This is a genomic window from Devosia sp. GW821-FHT12F11, assembly GCF_058806655.1.
This window is the reverse complement of record NZ_JBXAPX010000004.1, coordinates 406,496-429,968: the sequence shown is the minus strand read 5'-3', so window position 1 is coordinate 429,968 and position 23,473 is coordinate 406,496. Positions and strand designations below refer to the sequence as shown.

General features: G+C 65.5%; 25 protein-coding genes and 1 tRNA gene. 9 read left to right on the top strand and 17 right to left on the bottom strand.

Annotated elements, in window-relative coordinates; genetic code table 11:
* Positions 1 to 13: 13 nt before the first annotated feature.
* Together AC1ROK_RS14920 and AC1ROK_RS14915 are read left to right on the top strand one after the other, a co-directional pair.
* The gene (locus tag AC1ROK_RS14920) at positions 14 to 313 is read left to right on the top strand and encodes an HlyU family transcriptional regulator (protein WP_055880403.1); all 300 of its coding nucleotides are present in this window, start codon (positions 14 to 16) and stop codon (positions 311 to 313) included.
* 123 nt (positions 314 to 436) lie between these two features.
* On the top strand, positions 437 to 658 hold the full coding sequence (locus AC1ROK_RS14915) for a hypothetical protein (protein ID WP_492848187.1): 222 nt from the start codon (positions 437 to 439) through the stop codon (positions 656 to 658).
* 118 nt (positions 659 to 776) lie between these two features.
* On the opposite strand, the gene AC1ROK_RS14910 is transcribed toward AC1ROK_RS14915, so the two are convergent.
* From AC1ROK_RS14910 to AC1ROK_RS14885, 6 genes are all read right to left on the bottom strand, one after another.
* Entirely contained in the window at positions 777 to 1,613 is an 837-nt protein-coding gene (locus AC1ROK_RS14910) for a glycosyltransferase family 25 protein (RefSeq protein ID WP_492848185.1), read from the bottom strand.
* Complete coding sequence (locus tag AC1ROK_RS14905) at positions 1,610 to 2,425, bottom strand: glycosyltransferase family 25 protein (RefSeq protein WP_492848183.1); 816 nt, start codon at positions 2,423 to 2,425, stop codon at positions 1,610 to 1,612. The genes AC1ROK_RS14910 and AC1ROK_RS14905 overlap by 4 nt, the downstream gene beginning before the upstream one ends.
* 45 nt (positions 2,426 to 2,470) lie before the next feature.
* Positions 2,471 to 3,295: a glycosyltransferase family 25 protein gene (locus AC1ROK_RS14900; RefSeq protein ID WP_492848181.1), complete on the bottom strand. Its 825-nt coding sequence runs from the start codon at positions 3,293 to 3,295 to the stop codon at positions 2,471 to 2,473.
* A 22-nt stretch (positions 3,296 to 3,317) separates the two neighbouring features.
* A complete protein-coding gene (locus AC1ROK_RS14895; protein ID WP_492848180.1) occupies positions 3,318 to 4,178 on the bottom strand; it encodes a glycosyltransferase family 25 protein in 861 nt (286 codons plus the stop codon).
* 20 nt (positions 4,179 to 4,198) lie between these two features.
* On the bottom strand, positions 4,199 to 5,239 hold the full coding sequence (locus AC1ROK_RS14890; protein ID WP_492848178.1) for an LLM class flavin-dependent oxidoreductase: 1,041 nt from the start codon (positions 5,237 to 5,239) through the stop codon (positions 4,199 to 4,201).
* 196 nt (positions 5,240 to 5,435) lie between these two features.
* A complete protein-coding gene (locus AC1ROK_RS14885) occupies positions 5,436 to 6,131 on the bottom strand; it encodes a tellurite resistance TerB family protein (protein ID WP_492848176.1) in 696 nt (231 codons plus the stop codon).
* A 151-nt stretch (positions 6,132 to 6,282) separates the two neighbouring features.
* Here AC1ROK_RS14885 and AC1ROK_RS14880 point away from each other — a divergent pair, with 151 nt between their 5' ends.
* Both AC1ROK_RS14880 and AC1ROK_RS14875 read left to right on the top strand, forming a co-directional pair.
* Complete coding sequence (locus tag AC1ROK_RS14880) at positions 6,283 to 6,756, top strand: Lrp/AsnC family transcriptional regulator (protein ID WP_492848174.1); 474 nt, start codon at positions 6,283 to 6,285, stop codon at positions 6,754 to 6,756.
* A 1-nt stretch (position 6,757) separates the two neighbouring features.
* Positions 6,758 to 7,372 (top strand): GyrI-like domain-containing protein, encoded by a 615-nt coding sequence (locus tag AC1ROK_RS14875; RefSeq protein WP_492848172.1) that lies wholly within the window; start codon positions 6,758 to 6,760, stop codon positions 7,370 to 7,372.
* A gap of 125 nt (positions 7,373 to 7,497) precedes the next feature.
* Here AC1ROK_RS14875 and AC1ROK_RS14870 read toward each other — a convergent pair whose 3' ends face one another.
* From AC1ROK_RS14870 to AC1ROK_RS14860, 3 genes are all read right to left on the bottom strand, one after another.
* Entirely contained in the window at positions 7,498 to 7,884 is a 387-nt protein-coding gene (locus AC1ROK_RS14870; RefSeq protein ID WP_492848169.1) for a hypothetical protein, read from the bottom strand.
* Positions 7,885 to 8,052: 168 nt separating this feature from the next.
* Entirely contained in the window at positions 8,053 to 8,604 is a 552-nt protein-coding gene (locus AC1ROK_RS14865; protein ID WP_492848167.1) for a TIGR00645 family protein, read from the bottom strand.
* 279 nt (positions 8,605 to 8,883) lie between these two features.
* Complete coding sequence (locus tag AC1ROK_RS14860; RefSeq protein WP_492848165.1) at positions 8,884 to 11,571, bottom strand: OmpA family protein; 2,688 nt, start codon at positions 11,569 to 11,571, stop codon at positions 8,884 to 8,886.
* A 281-nt stretch (positions 11,572 to 11,852) separates the two neighbouring features.
* On the opposite strand from AC1ROK_RS14860, the gene AC1ROK_RS14855 reads away from it, so the two are divergent.
* Complete coding sequence (locus tag AC1ROK_RS14855) at positions 11,853 to 12,677, top strand: sulfite exporter TauE/SafE family protein (protein ID WP_492848163.1); 825 nt, start codon at positions 11,853 to 11,855, stop codon at positions 12,675 to 12,677.
* A gap of 48 nt (positions 12,678 to 12,725) precedes the next feature.
* Here the strand turns inward: AC1ROK_RS14855 and AC1ROK_RS14850 are convergent, their stop codons facing one another.
* Positions 12,726 to 13,463 carry an SIMPL domain-containing protein gene (locus tag AC1ROK_RS14850; protein WP_492848161.1) on the bottom strand — a complete coding sequence of 246 codons (738 nt, stop codon included), beginning with the start codon at positions 13,461 to 13,463 and terminating at the stop codon, positions 12,726 to 12,728.
* Positions 13,464 to 13,693: 230 nt separating this feature from the next.
* Here AC1ROK_RS14850 and AC1ROK_RS14845 point away from each other — a divergent pair, with 230 nt between their 5' ends.
* The 3 genes from AC1ROK_RS14845 (at position 13,694) to AC1ROK_RS14835 (ending at position 17,245) form a co-directional block, all read left to right on the top strand.
* The gene (locus tag AC1ROK_RS14845) at positions 13,694 to 14,848 is read left to right on the top strand and encodes a fumarylacetoacetate hydrolase family protein (protein WP_492848159.1); all 1,155 of its coding nucleotides are present in this window, start codon (positions 13,694 to 13,696) and stop codon (positions 14,846 to 14,848) included.
* Between the two features lie 142 nt (positions 14,849 to 14,990).
* Positions 14,991 to 16,430 (top strand): aldehyde dehydrogenase family protein, encoded by a 1,440-nt coding sequence (locus AC1ROK_RS14840; RefSeq protein ID WP_492848157.1) that lies wholly within the window; start codon positions 14,991 to 14,993, stop codon positions 16,428 to 16,430.
* Between the two features lie 182 nt (positions 16,431 to 16,612).
* The gene (locus tag AC1ROK_RS14835; RefSeq protein WP_492848155.1) at positions 16,613 to 17,245 is read left to right on the top strand and encodes an outer membrane protein; all 633 of its coding nucleotides are present in this window, start codon (positions 16,613 to 16,615) and stop codon (positions 17,243 to 17,245) included.
* A 55-nt stretch (positions 17,246 to 17,300) separates the two neighbouring features.
* Here the strand turns inward: AC1ROK_RS14835 and AC1ROK_RS14830 are convergent, their stop codons facing one another.
* The 7 genes from AC1ROK_RS14830 to AC1ROK_RS14800 all read right to left on the bottom strand — a co-directional run bounded on the left by AC1ROK_RS14830 (position 17,301) and on the right by AC1ROK_RS14800 (position 21,865).
* The gene (locus AC1ROK_RS14830; protein WP_492848153.1) at positions 17,301 to 17,855 is read right to left on the bottom strand and encodes a dihydrofolate reductase family protein; all 555 of its coding nucleotides are present in this window, start codon (positions 17,853 to 17,855) and stop codon (positions 17,301 to 17,303) included.
* Positions 17,856 to 17,965: 110 nt separating this feature from the next.
* Positions 17,966 to 18,041 (bottom strand) — tRNA-Ile (locus tag AC1ROK_RS14825).
* 47 nt (positions 18,042 to 18,088) lie between these two features.
* On the bottom strand, positions 18,089 to 19,213 hold the full coding sequence (locus AC1ROK_RS14820; RefSeq protein ID WP_492848151.1) for a PQQ-dependent sugar dehydrogenase: 1,125 nt from the start codon (positions 19,211 to 19,213) through the stop codon (positions 18,089 to 18,091).
* Positions 19,214 to 19,237: 24 nt separating this feature from the next.
* A complete protein-coding gene (locus tag AC1ROK_RS14815) occupies positions 19,238 to 20,563 on the bottom strand; it encodes an ATP-grasp fold amidoligase family protein (protein WP_492848149.1) in 1,326 nt (441 codons plus the stop codon).
* Positions 20,564 to 20,626: 63 nt separating this feature from the next.
* Positions 20,627 to 20,932: a hypothetical protein gene (locus tag AC1ROK_RS14810; RefSeq protein ID WP_492848147.1), complete on the bottom strand. Its 306-nt coding sequence runs from the start codon at positions 20,930 to 20,932 to the stop codon at positions 20,627 to 20,629.
* Positions 20,933 to 21,042: 110 nt separating this feature from the next.
* Positions 21,043 to 21,615: a DNA-3-methyladenine glycosylase gene (locus tag AC1ROK_RS14805; protein WP_492848145.1), complete on the bottom strand. Its 573-nt coding sequence runs from the start codon at positions 21,613 to 21,615 to the stop codon at positions 21,043 to 21,045.
* Between the two features lie 40 nt (positions 21,616 to 21,655).
* Positions 21,656 to 21,865, bottom strand: a complete 210-nt coding sequence (locus tag AC1ROK_RS14800; RefSeq protein ID WP_492848143.1) for a hypothetical protein — start codon at positions 21,863 to 21,865, stop codon at positions 21,656 to 21,658.
* 127 nt (positions 21,866 to 21,992) lie between these two features.
* On the opposite strand from AC1ROK_RS14800, the gene AC1ROK_RS14795 reads away from it, so the two are divergent.
* Entirely contained in the window at positions 21,993 to 23,396 is a 1,404-nt protein-coding gene (locus AC1ROK_RS14795; RefSeq protein ID WP_492848141.1) for a phosphomannomutase, read from the top strand.
* The last annotated feature ends 77 nt before the right edge of the window (positions 23,397 to 23,473 follow it).

Sequence of the window (23,473 nt, the reverse complement as noted above, 5' to 3'; positions counted from 1 at the left end):
AGAGGGCGAACCCATGTCGTTCTGGAAGAACCTCTTCGGTGGTGGTGGCAGCGGGTCGGCGGGCAAGTCGATCGAGCCGGCGGTGGTGGCGGAGGAGGCCTACAAGGGCTTCACCGTGAAGTCGCTGATCATGCCGGTGGGGAGCGAGTACCAGCTCGCCGGGCTGATCGAAAAAGAGATCGACGGCGAGCTCAAGAGCTACAAGTTCGTGCGCGCCGACCGCTTCTCGTCCAAGGAGGACGTGGTCAGCTTCGCGCTCGCCAAGGGCCGGCAGATCATCGACGAACAGGGCGACGGCATCTACCGCCCGTAACGGCTGCTACGCAAACAACAATGGCGCCCTGGGGATGCGGTCGCACCTCCGGGGCGCTCATACGTTACCCCCAAGAGATTGCCGCGAGCGCTGAATTGCGCCGCCAAAAGGAGCTCCCAGAAGATGGCAAAGAAGCCAACCGCCCGCACCGAGTTTGTGCTGTTCGACATCGTCTATGAGGACGGCAGCCAGCGTTCCAACCGCAAGGTGGATGCGAGCCTGCTCGGCGGCCTCGATGGCGATGAGGCGGCCCGCACCGCCATCATGGAGCAGGATCAGGCCATTGCCGAGAAATCCGGCCTGCCGCCGCTGCAGATCAAGAGCATCAGGCGCAGCGGCAAGTAGGGACTCGAGCGCTTCGGGAAAAGTTGCAGACTTTCCTCCTCGGACCTGATCCGAGGATCGAAAGCGCGACAAAATCAATAACCTGGATCTTTCGCGTTCACTCGGACGGTGAAAGGACCTAGACGTCGCCCTCGTAAGGCACTTCCCGCCGCTTCTGCCGGCGCGCCTCGGCATCGGGCAGGATGTGAGCGATGAGCCGCAGGGTGTAACCCACCCGGCCGAGGGAATCGCGCCAGCGATGCCCCAGCGGCCTGGGCATTGCGGCGTGGCCGTCACGATCCCGCTTGAGGTCGCTCCGCTCGGCGTCGGCGGGCTTGTCGCCCCGATAGTGCTCCAGTTGCACCACCGGCGCAGGATCGACCTGAAAGAGTCCGCGGTGCGGAATGACCGGACCACCGCGCGAGAACAGGTACCGATCCACCGACATGTGCGGCAGCCTCGGATCGGCGAGGGCGCGCCGCGCCATGCTTGCCGAGATGATGTAGGCGGCGGCTCCCATATGCGACGCCAGCAACTGGTGCACGCCGAAGCGGCCAGCGACAGTGCGCAGCGCGCGGCCGAGCCGCACGCGTTCGTACATCGTCTCGAGTTTCACCAGATCGGGTCGCAGGCCGCTCGTGAAGGCGGGGTCCAGAAACGCCTTCAGGCCGTCGCCCATGACGGCGTCGTCCTCGAGGATCAGGGCGAACCCATGGCCGGCGTCGAGCATACGGCGCCAGGCCTTCTCGTGGCTCATGACGCAGGCCACTTCGACCTTTGTCATCGCCCATGGATTGCGTGGGTCGGCGTGCGGAACCATGCGCGCTTCGCCCACATCGGCAATGGTCACTGCGTCCACCCGATCGGCCACGATGCCGAGCCGCGTGAACTGCTCTTCCATGAACCGGCGACGATCGAGGCGGGTGCCCAGATTGATGTAGTAGGCCGGGATCTGGCCGGCGGGAAACTCGGTCATCTGGGCGTCGACGCGCCGGCGAAGGGAACGACGACGCGGGGTCCGCGCAGCGCGGGGAGGTCGCGGCCCGCCAGCCGTGCGAGGCGCGCGATATGATCGAGGTGCAAGCCGAGCACGGCGGTCAGGTCGCGCGCCGGGCGAGCGGGGGAGGGCACCCGGGTGACCGCGATATTGCTCTCGCCGACACGATCGGCGGCGTCGAGCTTGTCGAGCTGGATGCAGGGGCTGGGAACGGCCTGCAGCACGCGGCTGCGCAGCAGGTGATAGCCGCCGCGTCCGAACAGGAAGCGGTCGATCCCCATCTGATTACGCAGCGGACTGGCCAACGAGTGCCGAGCCGCGCCGCGGGTGAGGATGTAGGCAGCGCCCCCCATCTGCGAGGAGCACAGTTCGCGCAGATCGCTGGTGCCGACGCGCTGCGCTGCGCTGCCCAGCTTCACCGGGCTGTGGAACGTCTCGAGCTTCAGCAGGTCGGCCCCCAGCCGCTCGGGCAGGTCCGGATCGAGAAAATCGCGCACCGGGGCGGCGATCTGCACATCATCTTCGAGGACCAGGGCCGCGGGTGCGCCGCTCTGCAGCAAGCGTTCCCAGCTGCGCTGGTGGCTGAGCCCGCAGGCGAGGTCGCCCTCGGCCAGCCGCCACAGGCTGTGCGTCGTGCCATGCCACTCGACGAGGCGGCGCGGCACTTCGTCCATGCGCACCGCCTCGATGCGCTCGGCAGCGATGCCAAGCTCAGCGAATTGTCGCTCCATGAATGCCCGGCGATCCGGACGGGAGGCCAGGTTGATGTAGTAGACGGGGATGGTCTGCATCCGTATCGAGATGCCCCAGATCGATCGCAGATGTCCAGACCTAGTCTAGAGCAGGCTTTGCAGGTCGGGCGTCACCGGCAGGCGCAGGTGCCGGGCGCCCCACAAGTCGCCGCTGATGCCGAAGGTGGTAACGACGCGCAGGTGGTTGCCCCAGTGCCTGGCAGCCCGCGCAAGACGCGCGGCAAGCGGCCGAGACCTCCCTGCATGGCGCGAGGATGCGCGCTGGGGCGTCAAGTCGCTGCGCCCCGCCTCTTGTCGCCCCGCAGCGGTGTGATCGAGCTGGATGGCAAGGGCCGGGACGGCCTGGAGGATGCGAGCCTCGTAGAAGACGCCGCCTTGACGGCCGAACAGCAGGCTGTCCAGCGGCACGGCGTCGAGGTCGCCGCGCACCAGCAGTCTGGCGGCGAGGCGGCTGGTCATTACATAGGCGGCCGAGCCCAGGCTTGATGACATCAGGCGGTTGAGCGTCACGCCGGCAAGGGCCGTTTGCCTCGGTCGTCCGACCAGCGCCGCCGTGGCATGGGCTTCCAGCTGAATGGCATCTGTATCGTGATCGAGCAGATACGGATCGCTGAGGACGGTCCCGATATCGCTTGCCAGCACGACGTCATCCTCGAGGATCAGCGCTGCCGGTATCGCGTGATCGAGCATGAGACGCCAGATCTTGCGATGGCTGAGGCTGCAGGCAAGTTCGCCGTCGGCGAGTGAGGGCGTGCTGTGCTCGCGTTGGCGTTTCAGTTCGGGCGGGAAATCCCGCGGCGTCACGGCTTCAACGCGCGTTCCGGCGAGCCCGCAGGTGCTCAGCTGACGCTCGACATGCAGCAATCGATCCGGGCGCGACCCCATGTTTATGAAGAAGACGGGCAGCATCTTGCCTCCTGGTCCGCAGGCGTCACGCCGAGGCGCGCTCTCGCTCCGACGGATCTCCGGCGAATGGAACGGTCACGCGGCGGCTGAAGGCCGCCTGGGGATCACGCCGCGCCAGGCGAAGGAGGCGGGCAACGTGATCGAGCTGCAACTGTGTCCGCCCGGCCACGTCGCGCAGGTATTTTCGAGAGGGAGCTGCCATCCTGGTGACGTGGATATCGCTGGAGGCGGCGCTCACCATCTCGTCGACGCGGTTGAGCTGGATGCTCGGGCTCGGCGACGCCTGCAGGATGCGGCTGCGCAACAAGTGCGCGCCGCCACGGCCGAACAGCAGGCGATCGACGCTGACTTCGCGCCGCAGCGGGGAATTGAGGGACTTCAGCACCGCGTCGAGGCTGATCAGGTACGCTGCCGAGCCCATGTGCGACGAGCACAGTTCGCGCAGGGTGGTGCCACCGACCTGCACGCAAGGCGTCCCGAGCTGGATGCTCTCGCGGGTGGTTTCCAGCTTGATCAGGTCGGCACCGACGCGCTCGAGTACACCCGGCGCCAGGAAATCCAGGAAAGCCGGCGTCAGCACCGCGTCGTCTTCGAGGATCATGACCTCACGATGCCCGGCGCCGGCGATCAGTGACCACATGCGCTGGTGGCTGAGGCCGCACGCCAGGTCGCCGGGATTGCTGCGCCACATGCTATCCGGGCTGGCGTGGTAGGCAACGAGTTCGGCTGGAACTTCGTCCATCGTCACCGCATCGACACGCGTGGCCACGATGCCTAGCTGGTCGAACTGCTCTTCCATGAAGGCGCGGCGATCCGGCCGAGAAGCCAGGTTGATGTAGTAGATGGGGACTTGAGGCGGAGTTGTCATCGCTGTGACATGCCGCAAGACTGTTGTTCTGTCTACAGCTAGCCGCCCAGCGCCTTGTTAACTGCCGGCTTTACCACAGTTCCGAAGAGTTCGATGGCCTTCATGACCTTGGCGTGGGGCAGGGTGCCGACGCTCAGCTGCAGGCCGAAACGATCGTGCTTGAACCACTCGTGCTGCATCAGGATCTTGTCGATGACCTGCTGTGGCGAGCCCATGAAGTAGGCGCCGGACGGGCTGGCGCCGGCTTCGAACTGCGCGCGGGTGGTCGGCGGCCAGCCACGCTCGCGGCCGATGCGGCTCATGGCTTCGTGGTGGGCGGGGAAGGCGGTGTCCAGCGCGTCCTGCGAGTTCTCGGCGATGAAGCCGTGCGAGGAGATGCCGATGGGGAGCTTTGCCAGGTCGTGGCCGACCTTTTCGGCAGTGCGGCGGTAGAGCTCGGTGAACTGGGTGAACGCCTCGGGGTTGCCGCCGATGATGGCGAGCATCAAAGGCAGCCCGTAATAGGCAGCGCGGGCGACCGAGTTCGGCGTGCCGCCGACGGCGATCCAGAGCGGCAGCGGGTCCTGCACGGGCTTGGGGTAGATGGCGATGCCGGGGATCGGCCTGGTGTGCTCTGAGCCCTCCCACTGCACCTTGCCGCCTTCGCGGATCTTCAGGAGTTCGGCGAGCTTTTCCTCGAACAGCGTGTCGTAGTCGTCGAGCTCGTAGCCGAACAGCGGGAAGCTTTCGATGAACGAGCCGCGGCCGGCCATGATCTCGGCACGGCCGTTGGAGAGCAGGTCGAGCGTCGCGAACTGCTGCCAGACGCGGATCGGATCGTCCGAGCTCAGCACGGTTACGGCGGTCGAGAGGCGGATACGCTTGGTAATGGCGGCTGCGGCCGCCAGGATGGTCACCGGAGCCGAGGCGACGAAATCGGGACGGTGGTGTTCGCCCAGCCCGTAGAAATCAAGCCCGACCTCGTCGGCAAGCTTGATCTCCTCGAGCAGATCCTTGAGCCGCTCGGCCGGCGACTGCAGGTGGCCGCCGTTCAGCGGATCGGGAGTGTTCTCGGCGAAAGAATAGAGACCGATTTCCATGGCGCAATCCTCGTGTGGTGCGCCCCTGCAGCGCTTCACCGTTTCATTGAAACGTCGAAGCGCTCAAGATTTTTGATTGTTTGGCGCTTTCGAACCTGAAAAGTCTGCGATCCCGCGTTTGCGGAGACAGGCTCTTCCTGATGCGCTCTACATGGCTGTGCGTTTCGGGCCGCGCAAGAACGCACAGCCTTGTAACTCAGACGCTGCTGGTTGGCACGTAGGACGCGGCCGAGGAGGAGACCGGAGCCGGTGGGGTATGCCCGGCCTGGCGGTGAATCTCGGCGACGAGGCCGGTGGGCAGCTTCAGCTTGAAGGCCAGCGCCTCGAGATAGGTGCGCTCGGCAGGTGTGTCGGGGTGCATGGCGACGAGCGACGCGGCGTAGATTTCCGAGGCGTGCTCGGGGGTGTCGGCGCGCGCGACGACGGCATCGATATCGAGCGGGCTCGCCAGTTCGTCAAAGACGAATGCCTTTTCCTCGGGCGAGAGGGGCATCGTCTCGAGGCGCTTGAAGATGCGGTCCTTCTCCTCGGCGTCGATCTGGCCGTCGGCCTTGGCCGCGGCGATCATGGCCCGCACCAGGGTCTTGCCCAGCTCTTCGCTCTGGTAGGCGGCCTGCGGCGGCGGCACGAAGGCATCCTGCGTTGGGGCGGGAGCGCCATCCGAGGCGGCGCCTGCCTGCTGCTGATTCTTCTGGTAGGTCTGCCAGGCGGAGTAGGCGAGACCGCCCACCGCCGCGACCGCGCCCACTTTGGCCACGTTGCCGACGAGCTTGCCCAGCCCGCCGCCCGAGAGCAGCATGCCCGCGGCGAGCCCGGCGGCGCCCGTCATCGCGGTACGCTGGGCGTTGGGGTCCGTCTGCAGGGCCTTGATGATACCGTCGATGTTGAACATGGCTTTCTCCCGATTTTTGTGTTTCCCAACGGGAGTTAGGTAGCGCCGCCGGGCGGCGCAAGGATGACAAGTTCGCGCAGGGCCGATGGTTGCCTTTCTCCCCTCCGCGGGTAGGTTGAGGCGGCGTTCAGTTGGGGAGGGCCAAGAGCCGATGGCGAGCGGTCTCGACGATATCGATCACAGGCTGCTGGCCCTTCTGCAGGAAGACGACCGCGTGCCGGTGGCAGAGCTGGGCAAGGCGCTCGGCGTCGCGCCCTCCACCCTCAACGACCGGATCCGCCGGCTGATCAAGCTGGGCGTGATCAGCGGTTTCCATGCGCATGTCGATCCCGAGAAAGTGGGGCTGGACCTGCTCGCCTACGTGTTCGTCGGCTGGAGCGATCCGGCTACCGAGAAGCTGTTCCTCGCCGCCATCGCCAGGTCGCCGGAGGTGCTCGAGGCGCATCACGTCACGGGGTCGTGGAACTACCTGATGAAGGTGCGGCTCAGGACGACGCGTGATCTCGAGGGGTTCTTCGCCCAGGTGGTGAAGGAAGTGCCCGGGGTGCAGCGCACCGAGACGCTCATCGTCTTGTCGTCGCCCAAGGAAACGACGCTGATCGTGCCGCCCCAGCTCAAGGCGTAAAATGGAAAAGCTCGACCTGAAGAAGCATCACAAGGCGCTCTACAACCCGCCCAAGGGCAAGTTCGAGATCGTCGAGGTGCCGCCGCTGCATTATCTGCAGATGGATGGGGCGGGCGATCCCAACACCGCGGAGGCCTACAAGACAGGTGTCGCCTGGCTCTATTCGGTGAGCTACGCGATGAAGTTCGCGGCGAAGGCCGAACTGGGTCGCGACTATGTCGTCGGGCCGCTGGAGGCATTGTGGTGGGCCGACGACATGTCGACCTTTCTCACCCGCAAGAAGAGCGACTGGCAGTGGACCATCATGATCCTGCAGCCTGATTTCGTGACGTCGGCACTGTTCGTGAGGGCCGTGGACAAGGCGAGCAAGAAGCTTGGCGCGCCACCGGCGAGCCTGAGACTCGAGACCTATCACGAGGGGCTGTCGGTGCAGACGCTGCATATCGGCAGTTACGACGACGAGGCGCCGACGCTTGCCCGGCTGCACCAGGAATTCTTGCCGGCAAACGGGCTCAAGGAAACCGGCCACCACCACGAGATCTATCTCAGCGATCCGCGCAAGGTGGCGCCTCAGAAGCTGAAGACCATTCTCAGGCAGCCGGTGAAGCGGCTGTAGACGTTTCACTTGAACGGCGAAAGGGCTTGGCGTCTGCGCAAAGAAATACCCCGGCAGGGGACCTGCCGGGGTTGAGGGAGCTTCGGGGGAGTGTCCGAAGCGCAAGCTCTGTTGGTTAGCCGAGCTTACTGAGCGGCCGGGGCCTCTGTCGCCGGGGCCGGAGCCTCGGTCGCGGGGGCCGCCGGAGCTTCAGTCGCCGGAGCGGCGTCAGCAGGGGCAGGGGTAGCCGGCTCGGTAGCCGGAGCCATCGGCGTGGCCTCAGTGCCCGTGGCCGGAGCCTCGGTCATCGGAGCCGGGGCCGGAGTGGCCGGAGCTTCAACCGCCGGGGTGTTGTTCACGGTCGTCGAGGTGGTCGACGGGCCGGAGTTGGCCGAGAAGACCAGGTAGCCAATGGCGAGCAACGCAAGGGCAACGATGATGCCTACGAACCAGCCAGTCGCGCTCGACTCACGGGTGTAGACGGTGCGGTTGTCGTCGCTCGAGTAAACGGTATCGCGTTCGGGGACAGCCATGATCAAGCTCCTTTGTTTGAGTACCGTATGGCGGCAATAACTCGGGAGCCGCGGGAATTGTTCCCGCAAACTTGATCAATTGCGGAATTGATTCAGCGCCACGTCGTAACCCGCTGACGTTTATCGGTATTTTGCTCCGGGAGATGAAGAAAAGCTGGCGCGGACCGCTCAGCTTTCTGCCGATTTCAGTGCTTTTTCGTCGCCGCGGTTCGTCTTGCCGATCGATTTGGTCTGGGCCGAGACGCGATCGATGAAGGCGAGGAACAGCGCCGAGACGACGAAGGCGAGGTGGATCAGGGTAAACCACATCAGCTTGTCGGCGGTGTAGCTCGATACGTTCAGGAACACCTGCAGCAGGTGGATCGAGGAGATGGCGACGATGGTCGAGGCCACCTTGATCTTGAGCGAGCCGGCGTCGATCTCGCCCAGCCAGTGCACGGCATCGCCGTCGTCGAAGCGCGAGACGTAATTCTCGTAGCCCGAGATGATCACCATGACCACCAGACTCGCCACCAGCGCGGCGTCGATCAGGGCCAGCATCTTCAGGATGGCGTCGGCTTCGTCGATGGTGAAGACGTGACTGATGAAGTCCCAGAGCTTCACCCCGAAGGTCGCCGCATACACTGCCAGCGCCACCGCCAGCCCGAGATAGAACAGCACCAGCAGCCAGCGCGAGGCGAGAATCACCGCTTCGATGACGAGTTCAAGACGCTTGGGCATACTGGCTCCGGCAAGGATGGTGCGAACGAGGGATAGCGAATTTTCGGGGGGAGGCAAGGGGCAGGGATGACGCAGTGGGAGCGGCGTGAGCGAGGATGGATCGAGTTCCAAGATACCCCCCACCCTGTCCCTCCCCCGCAAGGGGGGAGGACCCCTTGTGGGGAAGGGACAGGGGTGGGGGTACGTTTCCCGCACCGGCTTGTCGACGGATCGGGGTCGGGGAAAACCAAACGGGCCGGGGATCGCTCCCCGGCCCGTTTGTCAGTTCACTTGTCCGCCTCAGTTGCGCTTGTCGGCAACCGTGATCAGCGAGGTGATGCGCTTGATCGAGACGCGGCGATTGAGCTTTTCGGCCTTCTCGGTCTTCACCTTGAGGTAGCGCTCGCCATATCCTTGGGTAACCAGGTTCTCGGGCGGCACGTCGTAGAAGTCGGTCAGGATGCGGGCGACGGTCGAGGCGCGCTGGTCCGAGAGGATCAGGTTGGCCTGGTCACCACCGACGGCGTCGGTGTGGCCTTCGATCAGGAAGGTCTCGCCCGGGTTGTCCTCGAGGATCGCCAGCATGGCGTTGGCGACCTTGCTGAGCGCGCCGACCTGGCTGCGGGCGATGGTCGCCGCACCCGAGTCGAAGGTCAGCCCACCGACTTCGACGCGACGCACCGAGTCACGTATACGAGCCGAACGCTTCACTTCCTCAATGGTGTAGATCTTGCGGACCTGCTCCACCGGCGGTTCACGGAAGAAGAGCTCGACCTCTTCCTCGTCGGCGTCGCCGGCATCGAGGATGTAGTCACGGATCGGGATGGTCAGACGCAGCGGAGGCAGGTCGTCGCCGGGGTCACGCCAGTTGCCGAAGTAGTCGTCATCCTGCTCGAAATCGTCCTCGTCCTGGTAGGCGAGGATGTACTCGCGGCCGTCCGGCATGATGCGCGAACGCTTCAGCACGTTGCCCCATCTGTCGCGGATGGTGACGATCTGCACGCCGTTCGGGCGCTCGATGGTCTCCTTCACGCGGCCGCCCGGCAGGCGTTCGTAGTAGACCTCGTCCTCATCGCTGTCGCGGATGCGGTCGAAATCCTGGGCCGGGTTCGAGATCACCAGGTTGACGCCGATCTGGAAGATAAAGCCCGAGTTGGTGAAGTTGTTGCCGGGCTTGCCGCCACCCTGGCCGCCGCCACCGTTATTGTTGATGACGGTGTTGTTGTTGTTCGTCACGTTGGTCGTGTTGTTCGTGATGTTGGTCACGTTCGTCACGTTGGTGACATTGTTGATGATGGTGACGTTCTGCGGCACCTCCACCATCGGCAGGGCGTCGACGGCGATCTTCTCGCCTTCCATCTTGGCCAGCGACTGAACCTCGACCGGCGCGATGTCGGCCTGAGCGGCCTTGTCGTCGGTCGGCGGCGGAGCGGCCGGTTCTTCGGCAGCAGCCGGCTGTTCGGCCGGCGCCTGGCCATCGACCACCTGGGTGGCGAAGTCCTTGGCGCTGTCGAGCACCGGCGCGGCTTCCTCGGGAGCGACGGTTTCAGGCAGCACTTCGACGGCCTGCGGGGTTACCGCTTCCTGGGCGCCGGGCAGCTCGGAGATCGGCGGGGTGGTTTCCGCCGCCGGTTGCACCTCGGGAACCGGGGGCAGGGTGATGCCATACTGCGTGAGGCACTGGGCCACATCGGCAACGCCAAGCGCGGCGCAGATATCGGCGAACTGCTTGTTGGCAGCGTCGATGGTCGACTGGCCGGAGGCGTCGCCGGCCTCGAGCTGGCCGATGCCGACATTGTAGAGCTCGACCGCAACGCCCAACTGGTCCTGCGCCGCGGCGACCGGATCAGTGGCGTTGGCGTCGGCCGGCTTGTCGGCCGGGCCGGCCTCTGCGGGCTGTTCGGCTGCCGGCTGTTCGGCAGGCTGCTCGACTGCAGGCTGCTCTGCGGGCTGCTCCGCTGCCGGCTGTTCGGCGGGCTGTTCGGCCGCAGGCTGCTCGGCCGGCTGCTCAGCTGGCGGCTGTTCGGCGGGCTGTTCAGCCGCGGGCTGCTCGGCCGGGGGCTCGGGCAGCGGGGGCAGATCCTGGCCGATGCAGGACTTGATGTCCTGATAGCCGTTGGCGGTGCAGAGCTCCTGGATGCGCGCCGCGGCGGCATCGGCGATGGGCTTGGCGCCGGCATAGTCGCCGGCAGCGGCCTGGTTGAGGGCCGCCTGGTACTGGTCGAGCGCCGCCTGCAGGTCGGCCACGAACTGGGCCTGTGCATCCTCGGAGGCCTTGGCGTCCTCGGCAGCCTTGGCATCGGCCTCGGCCTGTGCGGCCGCGGCGGCTGCGTCTTCAGCAGCCTTGGCATCCTCAGCGGCCTTGGCGTCGGCCTCAGCCTGCGCTGCTGCTGCGGCTGCGGCTTCAGCGGCCTTGGCATCCTCGGCTGCCTTGGCGTCGGCCTCAGCCTGTGCCGCAGCGGCAGCTGCGGCTTCAGCTGCCTTTGCATCTTCAGCGGCCTTGGCGTCGGCCTCGGCCTGTGCCGCCGCGGCGGCGGCCTCTTCGGCAGCCTTGGCTTCCTCAGCGGCCTTGGCGTCAGCCTCGGCCTGTGCTGCTGCGGCTGCTGCTTCTTCAGCAGCCTTGGCCTCCTCGGCCGCCTTGGCGTCCGCCTCGGCCTGCGCGGCGGCTGCCGCTGCTTCCTCTGCGGCCTTTGCCTCTTCGGCGGCGCGAGCTTCCTCAGCCGCCTGGGCATCCGCATCGGCCTGTGGGTCAGCCGCTGGCTGGCCGCCACCGGTGATGGCCGCGATGCATTCCTCGACACTGGAATAGCCGTTCACGATGCAGGTGTCGGTCAGCGCCTGCCGCGCATTATTGATCGCGTCTGCGTCGCCGGAAGCCTGCGCCTGCTGCAGGGCCTCATACTCGGCCTGCTGCGCGCGCGCGGCGCCCGGCACCAATGCGAGAACGGCGAGACTGGTGCCGGTTAGGAGCCAGTTTCGAAAGCGCATGGGTTTTATCCTTGTTTTGGAGTCAGTTGTTCGAGAAGTGACGCAGACCTGCTGAACCGAACCTGAACGTCCGGGAAACCTGCTGCGATGCGAATTAGCCCCATCAATTGCCGAACGCCCGTTATGCGCGTGCGGTTCCGTACCGCGACAGGACCGGCCAATCGTGGCGCCAGTTGGGCCGCTGCGCCCTTGCGAGCAATGGACGGATTCGGCGGCGACAGCCTAGGGTTGCCGCCCTGTTTCGTGCGATCCCGTTGAACTTCCCATCGCTGGAGTCGATCTTGGGCGACCTTCTGAGCTACTGGCCATTTGTCCTCGGGCTGCTCGCCACCGGCGTGATTTCCGGTATCGCGGCCGGGCTGCTGGGAATCGGTGGCGGCGCCATCATCGTGCCGGCGCTGGCCTCGGCCCTGGCGCTGCTCGGCTATGACAGCGATGTGGTGCAGCACGTTGCGGTCGGCACTTCGCTCGCCATCATCATCCCAACCGGCATCGCCAGTGCCCGGGCGCACGACAAGCGCGGCGCGGTGGACCGTCGCATTCTCAAGCTCTGGGCGCCGGTGGTGGTGGTTGCCACCTTCGTCGGCGGGCTGATGGCCGGCCTCTATACCGGCGACGTCCTGCGAATCGTGTTCGGCGTGGTGGCGCTGTTCATCGCCGCCAATATCGTCTTGCCCTTCCAGGAGCGGTTGATGGGGCATCTCAGGGACTCGGCTCTGACGCATCGGATCTCGGCAGCAGTGGTCGGCTACATCTCAGCGCTGATGGGAGTAGGGGGCGGCTCGCTGAGCGTCCCGACCATCCACGCCTTCGGCGCCTCGATGCACAAGGCCGTGGGCACCGGCGCGGCGATCGGGGTGTTCATCGCGCTGTCGGGCACGCTCGGCTTCATCATCTCGGGCTGGAGCGTCGAGGGACGCCCACCACTGAGCCTTGGCTATATCAATATCGTGGCGCTGGTGCTGATCGGGCTGACGGCGGCCCTGTGCGCGCCATGGGGCGCGGCGCTGGCGCACAAGCTGCAACAGCGGACGCTGAAGCTGGCGTTCGCGGCGTTCCTGACGTTGGTCGGGCTCAACATGATCTGGAAGGCGATTGCGGGGTAGCGGATCCCAGATAAGAGATGGGCGCCCGAAGGCGCCCATCCGAAGCCGTTACTTGCCGGCAAAGTCCCAGGTGACCTGGACGTTGATCGAGTAGCTGAGTTCGCCTCCCTCGATCGGCACGGCGCCGGCCGCGACGGAATCGGCCGAGGCTTTCATCATGTAGGGCTGCGGTGTGCCCATGCCCTGCACTTCGCTGATGTTGCGGATGCTGCCGAGATCCTCACCGGCAACGCCGGCATAGAGCTCGGCCTTGCTCTTGGCGTCGGCGAAGGCGGCCTTGCGGGCTTCGTCGTAAAGCTTGCTCGGATCGGCGACCGAGAAGCTGACGCCGTTGATGGTGTTGGCGCCGACGGTCACGGCCTTGTCGAGCACCGAGCCGAGCGTTGCCAGCTCACGCACCCGGACGTTGACGTTGTTGTAGACCTGGTAGCCGGTGATCTTGGGCGGCAGCTGGTAACCATTGGCGTCGCGCGCATCGGAATAGACGTAGTTCGGGCTGACCGAGAAGCCCGAGGTCTGGATGTCGCGCGCTTCGATGCCGGCGGCCTTCAGCGTCTCGATCAGTTCGCCCATTGCCTTGGTGTTGGCATCGAGTGCCTCGCGGGCGGTGGCGCCCTGGCTGGTGACGCCGGAATTGACGAAGGCGGTGTCGGGCGCCGCGGTGACTTCACCGATGCCGCTGATCGAAAGGGTGCCGTTCACGGGTGTCTCCTGCGCGAATACGGGGGTGGCAGTCAGCGCGGTGGCAAGGAACAGGGGAATGAGGGCGGCAGTAATGGGACGCATGCGTCTCTCCTATGTGGCCTTCGGTTGGGAAATATGTCCCAGCCGATCGGGGTGTTAGTGCGGCGAACCTGAACGGGATTTGAACGCCGCTTCCGAGAGATAAGACGCCGGAGGTTGCGTGAACCTTGGGTCGCGAACCGACGAAAGTTTGAGTTACGTGCCTCGACCCCTGCTGGACAGGCTTTGGGGCGGCGGGTTAGGTAGCCCGTCCGAAAAACCGGGGGAGTGCCGTGGCCAACCGACAAGTTCCAAGCGAAGGCGTGCTTCTCGGGCGGGCCAGGGTGCCGGGATACGAGCATCCACGCATCATCACGGTGCGCGGCGAGGACATCGTCGACATCACCTCGAAAACCGCGCCGACCTCGCGCGATATCGCCGAGCAGGGCGACCCCGCAGCCTACGTGGCTTCGGCCAAGGGCCCGGTGATCGGGAACCTCCATCAACTCCTCGCCAACTCGTGGTCGGGCAAGACCGACCTCAAGGCGCCGTCGCTGCTGTCGCCGATCGACCTGCAGGCGGTGAAGGCGGCGGGCGTAACGTTCGTGGTGTCGCTGCTCGAGCGCGTCATCGAGGAGCAGGCGCGCGGCGACAAGGCCAAGGCCGACGAACTGCGCAAGGATATCCTGGGGCTGGTGGGCACCGATCTCAGCCAGCTCGAGCCGGGTTCGCCCGCCGCGATGGAGGTGAAAAAGACGCTGATCGCGCGCGGCGTGTGGAGCCAGTATCTCGAAGTCGGCATTGGGCCCGACGCCGAGATCTTCACCAAGTGCCAGCCGATGGCCTCCGTGGGGTTTGGCGCCGATGTCGGCATCCTGCCGATTTCGGAGTGGAACAATCCCGAGCCGGAAGTGGCGATGGTGGTGAACTCGAAGGGCACGATCGTCGGCGCGACGCTCGGCAACGACGTGAACCTGCGCGATGTCGAGGGCCGCTCGGCGCTGCTGCTCGGCAAGGCCAAGGACAATAATGCCTCGGCTTCGCTCGGCCCGTTCATCCGGCTGTTCGACGGCAAGTTCACCATCGAGACCGTGAAGGCCGCCGACATCGCGCTCAGCGTCACCGGCGAGGATGGGTTCGAACTGACAGGCGTTTCCAACATGAGCCAGATTTCGCGCTCGCCCGAGGCGATCGTCGGCGCGACGGTCGGCCGGCATCATCAGTATCCGGATGGGCTGGTGGTCTATCTGGGCACGATGTTCGCGCCGGTGAAGGATCGCGGCGGCGCGGGCAAGGGCTTCACCCACAAGCTCGGCGACGTGGTATCGATCTCGACGCCGTCGCTCGGCACCCTATCTAACACTGTGCGCCTCGCCACCGAGGCCGCCCCCTGGACCTATGGCACCAGCCATTTGCTCAGGGACCTGGCAAGGGCTGGGCTGTTGTAAATACTCGATGTCATCCCTCGCGAAAGCAGGGACCCAACTCGCCGTCGACGCCGGCGGGGAAATGGATCCCGGCCTTCGCCGGGATGACACCGGGGTTGGTTGAAACGAGGTGCTCCATGGCACCTATGAAGAGGAACTCCCCATGACCGAACTGCACAAGAATCTCATCAACGGCGAATGGGTCGGCGGGGACGGGGTGAACAACATCAACCCCTCCAACACCAATGAAGTGGTGGGCGTCTATGCGCGCGCTTCCCAGCAGGACACGCTCGACGCCATCGCGGCAGCCAAGGCGGCGTTCCCGGCCTGGTCGCGCTCGGGCATCCTGCAGCGCTGGGAAATCCTCTCGAAAACCGCCCATGAGATCTTCGCCCGCAAGGCGGAGCTTGGTGAGCTGCTGAGCCGCGAAGAGGGCAAGACCCTTGCCGAGGGCATCGGCGAAGTCACCCGCGCCGGCCAGATCTTCGAGTTCTTCGCCGGCGAGGCGCTGCGCCTCTCGGGTGAGAGCGTGCCGTCGGTGCGCCCGGGCGTCGGCGTCGAGATGACGCGCGAAGCGATGGGCGTCGTCGGCATCATCACGCCGTGGAATTTTCCGATCGCCATCCCGGCCTGGAAGATCGCGCCGGCGCTCTGCTACGGCAACACCGTGGTGTTCAAGCCGGCCGACCTGGTGCCTGGCTGCTCGTGGGCCATCGTCGATATCCTCCACCGCAACGGGCTGCCTAAGGGCGTGCTGAACCTGGTGATGGGCAAGGGCTCGGTGGTTGGCCAGACTATGCTGGACAGCAAGGATATCGTGGCGCAGACCTTCACCGGCTCGGTGAATACCGGCCGCCGCGTGGCCGAAGCCAGCGTCAGGGTGATGCGCAAGTTCCAGCTCGAAATGGGTGGCAAGAACCCGACCATCGTGCTCGACGACGCCGACCTCAAGGTGGCGGTCGAAACCACGGCGCAGAGCGCCTTCTACTCGACCGGCCAGCGCTGCACCGCGTCCTCGCGGCTCATCGTCACCGAGGGCATCCACGACCAGTTCGTTGCGGCGCTCACCGAGCGCATCCGCAACCTCAAGGTTGGCGACGCCATCGCCAAGGACACCGAGATCGGCCCGGTGGTTGATCCCGGTCAGCTCAAGCAGGACACCGATTACATCGAGATCGGCAAAGGCGAGGGCGCGAAGCTGGTCGTCGGCGGCGAGCTGGTGAAGCGTGACAACCCCGGCTACTTCCTGCAGCCGGCGCTGTTCACCGAGGTGCACAACCAGATGCGCATCGCGCGCGAGGAGATCTTCGGGCCGGTGGCCGCGGTGATCCGCGTGAAGGATTACGACGAGGCGCTTGCCGTCGCCAACGATACCGAGTTCGGCCTCTCGGCCGGTATCGTCACCACGTCGCTGAAATACGCCACGCACTTCAAGCGCAATGCCGAAGCCGGCATGGTGATGGTGAACGTGCCGACCGCCGGCGTCGATTTCCACGTGCCGTTCGGTGGCCGCAAGGGCTCGAGCTACGGTCCCAAGGAGCAGGGCAAGTATGCCGCCGAGTTCTTCACCCAGGTGAAGACGGCCTATACGGCCGCCGGCTGAGGCCTTTCAGCAGACATCAGGGGGCCCGTGCGCTGGCAGCGTGCGGGCCCCTTTGCTTGTTGGTCGCGTGAAGCGCTGAAACGGTTCAGCAAATCGCGCTCTGTTGCGCGTTTGCTATGGCGCGCACGCTGCGGTTGTGGCACCAGCCGCGGGCGGGGGCTGCTACGTTTTTGGGATACACTATGCGTTCTATCTTGTTGGCCAGCGCCGTTTTGCTGGTCGGTGCCGTTGGGGCCCAGGCTGCTGATCTGATTGTCGAAGACGCTCCGGTTGCCGCTGACACCAGCTTCGTTAACAGCAACATCTATGTGCAACTGCTCGGCGGCTTCGTGCAGAACCTCCCGGTCAACTATTTCGAAGACGGTCAGGACGACGGCGACGCCGATACCGACTTCGGCTTTGGGGTTGCCGGCACCGTCGGTGTCGTGGTGATGGATGGCCTGTCGCTGGAAGCCGACATCCTCTACACCAAGCGAGACTACGCCGATGCCGACGACTTGACCTATTCCACGCTCAGCCTGATGGCGAATGCCAAGTACACCATCGCACTGAACGACACCTTCAGTGTCTACGGCGCGGTGGGGCTGGGGCATGTGTGGGGCGAAGAGGTCTGGACCGGCCACTCGAACGAGTATGCGAGCTTCGGCTACCAGGTCATCGCGGGTGTCGGCGCCAAGCTGACTGACAATATCTCGGCCGTGGCCGAGTACCGCTTCCAGGATACCTTCGACAAGAGCAATTACCAGGGCTCGGGCGATTACGGCCTGAGCATTCCGGCGAGCACGGTGCTCGCGGGGTTGAAGCTCAGCTTCTGACCTCAGCTGGGGAATAACCCGGGCCCGCGCATCGAGAGGATGCGCGGGCCTACGCTTATTCTGCCTTCAGCCCATAGACCGACACCACGTTGCCCTTGCTGGTGGTCGTGGACTTCTTCAGCTCGAGCCGGGTGACCGGGTCGGTGGCTTCGAACATCCGCTTGCCCTTGCCGGCCACCACCGGGTGGGTAATCAGCGTCAGTTCCTCGAGCAGGCCGGCAAAGAACAGCTGCCGGGCCAGCGAGATGCCGCCCATGACGGCGATGTCGCCGCCATCCCTGGCCTTGAGCTCACGGGCGAACTCGATCACGTCGCCTTCGATCAGCGTCGAGTTCTGCCACTTGAGGTCGCCCTGCTTGAGGGTGCGGGAAGCGACGAACTTGGGCATGTTGTTGATGAATTGGGCGAAGTCCTGATCGGCCTCGGCATTCGGCCAGTAGCCGGCCCATTCTTCAAAGCCAACGCGCCCCAGCAGCACGGTATCGATCTTGGGCATAGTTTCGCCGAGCAGGGCGCCCAGCTCGTCATCGAAAGCATCGAACTGCCACAGATTGGGCGACTCGACGACGCCGTCGACCGAGTGAAAGAAGCCTGCAGTGATCTTGCGCATGTCATTCTCCTGGTTTCGCCGGCCCGCCAATGGGGCCGTTCATCAACACGACGAACGGCTTTCGACGCGATCGACACGAGCCTGCAGAAAAATCGTGACGAGAGGGAGAATGGTGGGCCCACCAGGACTCGAACCTGGAACCAGACCGTTATGAGCGGTCGGCTCTAACCATTGAGCTATGGGCCCCGGGCGCCTCAATAGCAGGAGCGTCGGGGAGGTCAACGGGCCACGCGCTATTCCGCCCGCACCACCTCGAACAGCTTGCCCTCGATGGTGGTGATGTAGAGTTCGCCTGCGCTGTCGACACCGAACGAGGTGATGCCGCCGATGCCCCCCAGTTGCTGGGTCCAGTCGAACAGGTCGCCGGCCTCGCCGTCGGCATAGGCAAACGAGTTGACGCGACTGTCGCAGAAATCGGCGAAGAAATACTGGCCCGAGATCTCGGGAATGGCCTTGCCGCGGTAGACATAGCCGCCGGTGATCGAGCAGCCGCCGGTGTCGTGCGAATAGCTGTAGCTCGGCGGCACCAGACCCGTCTGCTCGCAGCTCTGGGCTCCGAAACACACTGGGCCCTCCATGATCTTCCAGCCGAGATTGGCGCCGGCGGATTCGGCCGTGATGACGGTGATCTCCTCGTGGGCGTTCTGGCCGACATCGGCGACATAGAAGTCGTCGCTGTCGAAAGACGGTCGCCAGGGATTGCGGACGCCAAGGGCGAAAATCTCCGGGCGACCACCGCCTTCGGCGAAGGGGTTGCCCTCAGGAATGGCGTATGGCGCGTCGCCATCGACATCGAGTCGCAGGATCTTGCCGAGCAGTTCGTCCGGGTTCTGCGCCCGGTTTTCGGGGTCGCCGCCCGAGCCGCCGTCGCCCATGCCGATATAGAGGTAGCCATCCGGGCCGAAGCCCAGCCAGCCGCCATTGTGGTTGGCATAGGGCTGGTCGATGCGTAGCAGCTCGGCAGCCGAGGCCGGATCGGCCACGGCAGGGTCGGCCGAGACCTTGTAGCCGACGATATGGGTGTCGCCGTCCTTGTCGGTGTAGTTGACGAAGAAGCGGCCGTTCTCGGCATAACGGGGGTGGAAGGCAAGGCCCAGGAGCCCCTGTTCTCCGCCGCTGCTGATGCTGCCACTGAGGTCGAGGAACGGTGTGGCGGTCAGCTTGCCGTCGACGAGAATGCGAATTCGGCCGGTCTGCTCCACCACGAACAGCCGTGGATCGGCCGATGGTGCGACGGCGTAGACCGGCTGATCCAGCGCATCGCTGACGAGCCGGGTGGTCAGCGCCACGGGTTGGGCGAGGGCCGATCCCAAGCCCAAGGTGAGGCCCAGGGCGAAGCTGGTGAGGAACAGGCGCATCCACGAATCTCCGATCGAATCCACTCACTCGGAACGGCGCGGCGGTGTCCCGGGATCCATCGAGAAATGACTGTGGGTACAGACGAGCCCCCGGCCGCGACGCTCCAGCACCAGTGTGCAGCGGCCACGCCGTTCATACCAGCCGCCATCTTCGGTCTTGCCCTGGGAGTGCCAGCGCAGGGCGAACGTAGAGCTGCTGTCGCCGGCAGCGAACTGCACCGGCGCTTCAAAGGCAAAGTCGCGGATGGTGCCCCAGATCCGGCGCCATTGCTCCTGTTCCAGTGCATCGAGCCCGTTCATCGTCTGGGCCAGGGAGCCGAAGGCGAGGACGTCGGGCGCGAACAGGTGGCGCGCCGATTCGTAGTCACCGGCGTTGATCAGCCTCTCCCATGTCCTCAGCCAGGTCGCGGCGTCGGCGGGCGGCAAGTCGGCAAGGTCGGGATCGCGGAAATCCTCGAACATGGCGTAGTCGGTCTCGCCGGCCCACAGCCGGCCCAGCTTCTCGTCGAGCTCGGGGGAACGCCAATGGGCCAATCCGCCCCAAGAGTAGGGCGTAAGCTCGCCGACCCTCAAGCCATCGCCAGTGAGGTAGAAATCGACGCGTAGATGATCGAGGCCGTCGGACAGTGCCTCGGCCACCTCGATGAGCTCGATGCGCAGGGCATCGGGCAGCTCCATGCGGACGCTGGAGATGGAAGCAACGCCGATCTCGACCTGGCGGCCGGCGGCGTCGAACCAGGCGTCGCGCCGTTCCGGCAGGGTCTTTCGGCCGGCAAAGCGGCGGATCAGTCTGGCCTGGCCGCCGAAGGTGAAGACGTTGATCTCGGGCGGCGTGCCGCCGTCGGGACCGATGAGCAAGGGCTCGGCGAGCAATTGGCGGGGTACACCGCGATAGCCCCATTCAGGATGGCTGCGGCCGGCACGGCGGGCTCGCAGCCAGCTCCAGGCGATGGCACGCAGATGGTCGGTGTTGCGCTCGGCAGGGCCACGTACCAGCACGAACTTGCCGCTGTCGCCACTGGGCTTCAGCACGAAGCGCTCCGGCAGGGCGGACCAATCGATCCGGCGCGGCGTGCGCCATTTGCCGAGCAGCGGCACGTTGTAGCCGGGGCCGACACGGCGAGCGATATAGTCCTTGGCGGCGATCTTGTCGCTGAGCAGCGTGAAGTGCGGATCGCGGTCGTAGACCAGCCGGTGCAGTATGCGCTCGTTGAAGGTGCGTGGGTTCGAGAGGTTGGGAAGGCGGCCGAAGTCGCGGTGGAACCTGCGCTCCATGCTGCGCCGGGTAGAGGCAATCTCCAGCATGCGCAACAGCTTAGGCTGTCGAACGCGCCACAGGCTTGTAGTCATTACCAATTCCGTACAAACGCGCCCCCGCGCAGGGCGGCTTCTACGGGGAGCCTGACGCGGCGGTCAAGCGCTGGTGGTGCTGACGCTGTCCTTGAGGGCGGCGAGTTCGCTCTCGGCGCGCAAAGCACGGTCGCGCCAGTCCTCGATGGTGAGGCCGTCGATGCGGGGCGGCTCGGTGGGAGCAGTGACTTCCACTTCAGGCAGCGGGGCGCCGGTGAGCTTGGCGTGCAGGGCCTCGATATAGGCCGCGTCGTCGGCATGCAGCGTGCCTTCGGCGAACTCCGCCTGCCAGCGGTTCAGGTCGGCGGTGGTTTCCTCGTTCATGCTGCCGGTTGCCAGCAATTCCTTGATCAGCGCATCGACCGCCACGGGCATCTCCTGTTCAGTTCGGGCGCAACCTATCCAAAGCGGCCGCAAAGGGGAACCCGGTCCCGGTGCGACAACCCCGCGCAAAGCGTCGCTTCGTGCCGAGTCGGCCTTCACGTCGAGGGCGGGCGGAACGCCTTGCTGAGAAAGGCCGATCCGGCGACGCCGAAGCGCCAGGGCAGGTCGGCTGCCTTGGTGATGCCGATGCGCGGGCCGATGACCACGGGAGGTGGCGTCTCGGCTGGTCGGAAACTGAAGGGCGGAGCGTCGACCATCAGGCCGTCATGGGCCACTCGGGTGACGCCTAGCGCCTGGCCAAGCTTGCCGGGGCCGGAGCAGAGGTCGCGCAGGTTCACGAGGCCACGGCGCTCCGACATTGTCTCGATACCGTCCGTTGGTTCGATGGCGCGGATGAGAATGGCCGAGGCATCGGCACAGACGAAGTTGAAGCACCAGTGGATGCCGTACGAGCGGTAGACATAAACCCGGCCGGGACCGAGGAACATCGAAGCGTTCCGCTCGGTCTTGCCACGGTGCGAGTGCGACGCCGGCTCGGTCGGGTGGTAGGCCTCGGTCTCGGCGATGAGGCCGCCGACGCCATCGACGAGGAACTTCGCGCCCAGCAGTTCGCGGGCAACGAGGGTGACTTCGCGGTTGAAGAAGGCGATCGGATCGAAGGAGGTCATGCGCGAGAAACTGGGGAGTTACCCGAGCCGATGCAACTCTTTAGACCTTCTTGGTGGTGCCGTTCTGCAAGCGCGACGCAGCGATGCGGAGCGTCAGGTTGATCGATTCGCCGACATTCGAGGTGCCGCTGGCGATCAACGCAGCGTTGTTGTTGGAGGAGGTGGCGAGGGCGGACTGCGCATTTGCCTTGCGCTTCAGGCGCGCTGACTCCGCCTCGCTGTAGAGCGAGGCGCGCGGGAGCCAGTTCATGCTGCGCTTCTGAATCTGCATTGGCGGTGAGACTGCGGGCGCAGGGTGAACGAAACGTTAAAGGCGCGCCTCGATGCTTGCCGAAGCCGTCGGCGCCATGACAAAGCTCGGAGTATAGGAGTGCGGTATGGCGGATTCACTGAAGTTTGGCACCAGCGGCCTGCGTGGCCTCGCGGTCGATCTCACCGGCGGCGCGGCACGGCGCTACACGGCGGCGTTCCTCAGGCACATCGGTAGTGTGGCCGGTGGATGGGTCTATCTGGGGCGAGACCTCCGCGCCTCGAGCCCTGCTATCGTTGCCGACTGTGCGGCAGCGATCCGCGCCGCCGGGCTGGTGCCAGTCGATTGCGGTGTGTTGCCGACCCCGGCGCTGGCGCTGCACGCGATGGCGCTGGGCGGACCGGCGATCATGGTGACCGGCAGCCACATCCCGGCCGACCGCAACGGACTCAAATTCTACGTGGCGGCGGGTGAAATCAGCAAGGCGGATGAGACGGGGATCGCCGCGGCGCTGATCGATGCGGTCCCGGCAGGTGAGGGGGCGGCTGAAGACGGCAGCATAGCCGCCGGCGATCGCTACCGGCAGCGCTATCGCGGCCTGCTCGATCCGGCAGCGCTGAAGGGCTGGCGCATCGGCGTGTTCGAGCACTCATCGGTGGCGCGCGACCTCTTGGTGTCGTTCCTTACTCGCGCCGGCGCCGACGTGGTGCGGCTCGGCCGTTCGGACAGCTTTGTTGCCGTCGACACCGAGGCCTTCTCCGATCCGCTGTTCGAGCCGCGGCTGAGCTGGATCCGACTGCATCGGCTCGATGCGATCGTCTCGACCGATGGCGACGGTGATCGGCCGCTGCTGATCGATAGCGAGGGCAATTTCGTGCGCGGCGACGTGCTGGGCATGCTGGCAGCGCGCTTTCTCGGCGCCGACCGGGTGGTGACCCCGGTCACTTCCAATTCGGCCATCGAGGGCGTCGGCTGGTTCGGCCGGGTCGACCGCACCAAGGTCGGCTCGCCCTATGTCATTTCCGGCATGGAAGAAGCGGCGATTGGCTCGCCAGGCGCAGTGGTCGGGTTCGAGGCCAATGGCGGGTTGCTGCTGGGCAGCGAGGTGACGATCAACGGCCGCGTGCTGAGCCCGCTGCCGACGCGCGACGCGGTGCTGCCGATGCTGGCAGTGCTGGGGACGGCGGCCAAGCTCGGCGAGAGCGTCGCCGGGCTGGTGCGGACTCTGCCGGTGCGCGCCGCGCTCAGCGACCGGCTGGCGCATGTGGCGAGCGAGCGCAGCGCCGCGTTGCTGAAGGGGCTGGTCGAGCAACCCGGCTACGCCGAGGAATTCTTCGCGCCGGTGGGCGAGGTGCAATCGGTCTCAACGATCGATGGCCCGCGCTTCTCGCTGGTTTCCGGCGACACCATCCATTACCGCGCCTCCGGCAACGCGCCGGAGCTGCGCTGCTATGTCGAGGGCGTGACGCCGGAACGGGCGAAGGAGTTGCTCGACTGGGGGCTGGCGGCGGCGAGCGCGGTGGTGCGGTAGTACTCAATTGATTAAGTAAGTTTGCACGTCAGACAGTCGAAGTACTACCTCAGCCGCAACAGCTTGCCATATTGATC

Bases quoted from the DNA above. Each gene is read 5' to 3' on its own strand.
- AC1ROK_RS14920 (WP_055880403.1), top strand. From the start codon at position 14: ATGTCGTTCTGGAAGAACCTCTTCGGTGGTGGTGGCAGCGGGTCGGCG.
- AC1ROK_RS14915 (WP_492848187.1), top strand. From the start codon at position 437: ATGGCAAAGAAGCCAACCGCCCGCACCGAGTTTGTGCTGTTCGACATC.
- AC1ROK_RS14910 (WP_492848185.1), bottom strand. From the start codon at position 1,613: ATGACCGAGTTTCCCGCCGGCCAGATCCCGGCCTACTACATCAATCTG.
- AC1ROK_RS14905 (WP_492848183.1), bottom strand. From the start codon at position 2,425: ATGCAGACCATCCCCGTCTACTACATCAACCTGGCCTCCCGTCCGGAT.
- AC1ROK_RS14900 (WP_492848181.1), bottom strand. From the start codon at position 3,295: ATGCTGCCCGTCTTCTTCATAAACATGGGGTCGCGCCCGGATCGATTG.
- AC1ROK_RS14890 (WP_492848178.1), bottom strand. From the start codon at position 5,239: ATGGAAATCGGTCTCTATTCTTTCGCCGAGAACACTCCCGATCCGCTG.
- AC1ROK_RS14885 (WP_492848176.1), bottom strand. From the start codon at position 6,131: ATGTTCAACATCGACGGTATCATCAAGGCCCTGCAGACGGACCCCAAC.
- AC1ROK_RS14880 (WP_492848174.1), top strand. From the start codon at position 6,283: ATGGCGAGCGGTCTCGACGATATCGATCACAGGCTGCTGGCCCTTCTG.
- AC1ROK_RS14875 (WP_492848172.1), top strand. From the start codon at position 6,758: ATGGAAAAGCTCGACCTGAAGAAGCATCACAAGGCGCTCTACAACCCG.
- AC1ROK_RS14870 (WP_492848169.1), bottom strand. From the start codon at position 7,884: ATGGCTGTCCCCGAACGCGATACCGTTTACTCGAGCGACGACAACCGC.
- AC1ROK_RS14865 (WP_492848167.1), bottom strand. From the start codon at position 8,604: ATGCCCAAGCGTCTTGAACTCGTCATCGAAGCGGTGATTCTCGCCTCG.
- AC1ROK_RS14860 (WP_492848165.1), bottom strand. From the start codon at position 11,571: ATGCGCTTTCGAAACTGGCTCCTAACCGGCACCAGTCTCGCCGTTCTC.
- AC1ROK_RS14850 (WP_492848161.1), bottom strand. From the start codon at position 13,463: ATGCGTCCCATTACTGCCGCCCTCATTCCCCTGTTCCTTGCCACCGCG.
- AC1ROK_RS14840 (WP_492848157.1), top strand. From the start codon at position 14,991: ATGACCGAACTGCACAAGAATCTCATCAACGGCGAATGGGTCGGCGGG.
- AC1ROK_RS14835 (WP_492848155.1), top strand. From the start codon at position 16,613: ATGCGTTCTATCTTGTTGGCCAGCGCCGTTTTGCTGGTCGGTGCCGTT.
- AC1ROK_RS14830 (WP_492848153.1), bottom strand. From the start codon at position 17,855: ATGCGCAAGATCACTGCAGGCTTCTTTCACTCGGTCGACGGCGTCGTC.
- AC1ROK_RS14820 (WP_492848151.1), bottom strand. From the start codon at position 19,213: ATGCGCCTGTTCCTCACCAGCTTCGCCCTGGGCCTCACCTTGGGCTTG.
- AC1ROK_RS14815 (WP_492848149.1), bottom strand. From the start codon at position 20,563: ATGACTACAAGCCTGTGGCGCGTTCGACAGCCTAAGCTGTTGCGCATG.
- AC1ROK_RS14805 (WP_492848145.1), bottom strand. From the start codon at position 21,615: ATGACCTCCTTCGATCCGATCGCCTTCTTCAACCGCGAAGTCACCCTC.
- AC1ROK_RS14800 (WP_492848143.1), bottom strand. From the start codon at position 21,865: ATGAACTGGCTCCCGCGCGCCTCGCTCTACAGCGAGGCGGAGTCAGCG.
- AC1ROK_RS14795 (WP_492848141.1), top strand. From the start codon at position 21,993: ATGGCGGATTCACTGAAGTTTGGCACCAGCGGCCTGCGTGGCCTCGCG.